Origin of the sequence: Mesorhizobium sp. M4A.F.Ca.ET.050.02.1.1 (assembly GCF_003997725.1) — a bacterium.
GTDB lineage: Bacteria > Pseudomonadota > Alphaproteobacteria > Rhizobiales > Rhizobiaceae > Mesorhizobium.
The window spans coordinates 1-4,023 of the sequence record NZ_RZSG01000558.1 but is presented as its reverse complement, the minus strand read 5'-3'; the positions used below and the strand labels follow the sequence as shown (position 1 = coordinate 4,023).

Sequence of the window (4,023 nt, the reverse complement as noted above, 5' to 3'; positions counted from 1 at the left end):
CCTATATGCCATCTTGCGATTGCTTGCCGGCCTTTCCCTAGGTTAAGAGCAGTGGCTCCAGCGTGCGGACATCGCGCACGCGCATTGAAGATATCCAGAAAAACGGCCGATCAGCGCGCCGAACGGAGGCCAGACCATGCTTCAGAAAACCAGCCATTTCATGCGCCAGGCCAATCTCATCAACGGTGAATGGGTGCAGGCCGACAGCGGCCAGACGGTCGACGTCAACAATCCGGCCACCGGCCTCAAGATCGGCACCGTGCCGAAGGCCGGCAGGGCCGAGACGCGCCGCGCCATCGAGGCCGCCGAGGAAGCCTTCAAGAGCTGGCGCAAGACCACCGCGCTCGAGCGCTCGAAGCTTTTGCGCAAGCTGCACGACGCGATGATGGACAATCAGGACGTGCTCGCGGAACTCTTGACCATAGAGCAGGGCAAGTCGCTGTTTGAATCGAAGGGCGAGATCGGCTCGGCCGCCGCCTACATACTGTGGTTCGCCGAGGAAGGCCGGCGCACCTACGGCGACATCGTGCCGTCGCCCTGGGGCGACCGCCGCATCCTGGTGACCAAGGAGCCGGTCGGCGTCATCGCCGCCATCACGCCGTGGAACTTCCCGTCCTCGATGCTCGCCCGCAAGCTCGGCCCGGCGCTCGCCGCGGGCTGCACCGCGGTGGTCAAGCCGGCCTCGCAGACGCCGTATTCGGGCCTCGCCTGGGGCGCGCTTGCCGAGGAGGTCGGCTTCCCCAAGGGCGTCATCAACATCCTGACCGGTTCGGCCGCCGAGATCGGCGACGAGATCTGCGCCAACCCGCTGGTCAAGAAGATCACCTTCACCGGCTCGACCGAAGTCGGCAAGATCCTGATCCAGAAGTCGTCCGTGACGGTCAAGAAAGTGTCGATGGAGCTCGGCGGCAATGCGCCGTTCATCGTCTTCGACGACGCCGACATCGACCGCGCCGTCACCGGCGCCATCACCGCCAAATACCGCAATTCCGGCCAGACCTGCGTGTGCACCAACCGCTTCCTCGTGCAGGCCGGCGTCTACGACAAGTTCGTCGAGAAGCTGGCCGCGGCAAGCAACAATCTGAAGGTCGGGTCCGGCCTTGAAGAGGGTGTGCAGCAGGGACCGCTGATCGACGACAAGGCGGTCGAGAAGGTCGAGGAACTGATCGCCGACGCCACGTCGAAGGGCGGCAAGGTGGTGGCCGGCGGCAAGCGCCATGCACTCGGCGGTTCGTTCTTCCAGCCGACGGTGATCGCCAATGCCACGCCGACGATGCGCTTCATGAAGGAAGAGATCTTCGGCCCGGTCGCTCCGGTGTTCAAGTTCGAGACCGAGGAAGAGGCGATCGCGCTCGCCAACGACACCGAATTCGGCCTCGCCTGCTATTTCTACACCGGCGATCTCGGCCGCGCATTCCGCGTCATGGAAGGGCTGAAATACGGCATGGTCGGTGTCAATGAGGGCCTGATCACCACACCGGAAGCGCCGTTCGGCGGCGTCAAGGAATCCGGTCTCGGCAAGGAAGGCGGACATCAGGGTATCGAGGACTATCTCGACACCAAATATGTCTGCATCGGCGGCCTCGGCCTCTGACAGCAAACGGAAGGGCAGGCGCAAGGCCTGCCTTTCCCATAATCCAACCCGGCCGGGACCGGCTGAGTCGACAGATCAACGAACTGACTTTCGGGCATGACGATGAAGGACGGCGAAGTCTTCGGCACGACGCAGGCGGGCGAACCCGTGCGCCGTTTCACCATTCGCGGCGGCGGCCTCACCGCCAACATCATCGGGCTTGGCGCCATCGTCCAGGATCTGCGGCTTGCCGGCCACGACGCGCCGCTGGTGCTGGGCTACGACCGTTTCGAGCCCTATGAGACCGACAGGGCCTTCTTCGGCGCCGTGGTCGGCCGCTTCGCCAACCGCATCCGCGATGGCCGCTTCACCATCGCCGGCAAGCGCTACCAGACAGAGCGCAACTTCCTCGACAAGCACACGCTGCATGGCGGCTCGGAAGGCTATTTCCACCGTCCGTGGACGGTCTCGCTGCATGGCCGGGATTTCGTCACGCTGACCTTGCATGACGCTGACGGCACGATGGGCTTTCCCGGCGCGCTCGACGTAACCTGCACCTACCGGCTCAAAATCCCCGGCACGCTCAGCGTCGAACTGACCGCCACGACCTCCGAGGAGCCGACGCTGTGCAATCTCGCGCAGCACTCTTACTTTAACCTCGACGACGGCGGCGCCGGCGATATCCTCGACCATCGGCTGATGCTCAATGCCGGCGCCTACACGCCGGTCGATGCGGAGATGATCCCGACGGGCGTGGTGAAGCCGGTCGACGACACGCCGTTCGACTTCCGCCAGGCGCGGGCATTGCGCATGGAGAGCGAGGGCGAGCAGCTTCCCTACGACCTGAACTTCTGCCTCGCCTCCACGCACGGGCCGCTCAAGCAGGCCGCCTGGGCGCAAGGCGCCTCATCGGGCGTCGAGATGGAGGTCTGGACCACGGAACCCGGTCTGCAGCTCTATACCGGCCAGTATCTGGCGCCGTCCTCGGCAGGGCTGGAGGGGCGTCAGTACAGGGCCTATTCAGGCCTCTGCCTGGAGGCGCAGGTCTGGCCGGACGCGCCGAACCGGCCCTATTTCCCGCAGGCCACGCTGTGGCCGGGGCAGATCTATCATCAGGTGACGGAATATCGGTTCCGGCTACCTTAAGCGTGCCGATATTCAGGTGAGGCCGGCCTGCGAACGCTGGTTTTCTGCGCTTCCGCTGCTCACGTACTCGAGTACGCTCCGCTCCGGTTCTCGAAAACCACCGTTTTGGTCGCTTCGCGCCCGTCTTCGACTCCGACTCGGCCTGACCTGAGTCTCAATACACCTTAGCTAGTTGCCGAACGCTGCTCTCAGCGTTTCAAATGGCGCCAGGGCGCCGCGCACCTGCACGACCGCGGCGGCAACGCGATGCGCGCGCAGCGCCGCGTCGGCGGGGGCATGACCGGCAAGCCGGGCGGCGAGATAGCCGCCATTGAAGGAATCGCCGGCACCGGTGGTATCGACTGGCGTCGCGACATGCACGGCCGGAACCGGCTGGAAGGCACCCTTGACGGCGATCAGCGCCGCGTCCTCGCCATTCTTGACGACGACCTCGCCGACAAGTCGGCCGAGCCGGCCGGCGGTCACCTGTGGTGTCGCATCGCCAAACAGCATCTGCTCATCGGGAAAGGTCGGCAGCGCGATGTCGGTGACGGCAAGTGCTTCGGTGATTGCCGCTTGCGCCTCCTCGCGGCTGCGCCAGAGCAGCGGCCGGTAGTTGGGGTCGAATGCGACGCGCGAACCAGCCGCCCGCGCCTTGGCCACCGCATTGAGCAATGTCTTGCGCGAAGCCTCCTCTAGAATTGCCAAAGTGATTCCGGAAAAATAGACCAGCGCCTGGTTTTCAAGGCTTTTTGCCAAGGCGCCAGGGTCCGAAGCCAGTTGCCTGGCGGCGGCGTCGGCGCGCCAGTAGGTGAAGGCGCGTTCGGCGCCGGTCAGCGTGATGGCGTAAAGGCCTGGTCGGGCGCCTGGAATGACAGGGCTTTGGCCGATGCCGATGCCGTTTTCGGCGAAGAAGGCGATCTGCCCTTGCGAGAACGGGTCGTCGCCGAAGGCCGAGACATAAGTCGCCGGCCGCTCGCCGCTCAGCGCATGCAGCGCCCACAGCATGTTGAACGTGTCGCCGGCAAAGCCCATGCGCCAGTTCGGTCCCGCCTGGCCCGACAGTTCGAGCATGCACTCGCCGATCGAGGCGACGCCATTTGCAGCCATCTATCTGTCTCCCCGTGCATGTCGCGCAAAAGTGTCTAGCGTTTTGGGGATGACGACATGCACAAACCAACGAGGTGCTGCTGTAGCTTTTTGCGATGGGCAACGCCATGCTTGGCGGCTGCGGTTTTTTGCGTCAGAAGCGGTTTCCCACAGTCGCGGCGGGATGCGATCCGCCCGCTGGAACGTTGTCTTTGGAAAAGGAACCGGTTCGGCAT

The 4,023-nt window shown here is 64.5% G+C and carries 3 protein-coding genes; 2 read left to right on the top strand and 1 reads right to left on the bottom strand.

Features of this window, described 5'->3' with window-relative positions; all coding sequences use genetic code 11:
• The first annotated feature begins 136 nt into the window (after window positions 1-136).
• Together EOA33_RS26815 and EOA33_RS26810 are read left to right on the top strand one after the other, a co-directional pair.
• A complete protein-coding gene (locus EOA33_RS26815; RefSeq protein WP_126054144.1) occupies window positions 137-1,594 on the top strand; it encodes an NAD-dependent succinate-semialdehyde dehydrogenase in 1,458 nt (485 codons plus the stop codon).
• 96 nt (window positions 1,595-1,690) lie between these two features.
• The gene (locus EOA33_RS26810) at window positions 1,691-2,719 is read left to right on the top strand and encodes an aldose epimerase family protein (RefSeq protein ID WP_126054145.1); all 1,029 of its coding nucleotides are present in this window, start codon (window positions 1,691-1,693) and stop codon (window positions 2,717-2,719) included.
• A gap of 168 nt (window positions 2,720-2,887) precedes the next feature.
• Here EOA33_RS26810 and EOA33_RS26805 read toward each other — a convergent pair whose 3' ends face one another.
• Window positions 2,888-3,808 (bottom strand): sugar kinase, encoded by a 921-nt coding sequence (locus EOA33_RS26805; RefSeq protein ID WP_127407009.1) that lies wholly within the window; start codon window positions 3,806-3,808, stop codon window positions 2,888-2,890.
• Window positions 3,809-4,023: the final 215 nt, after the last annotated feature.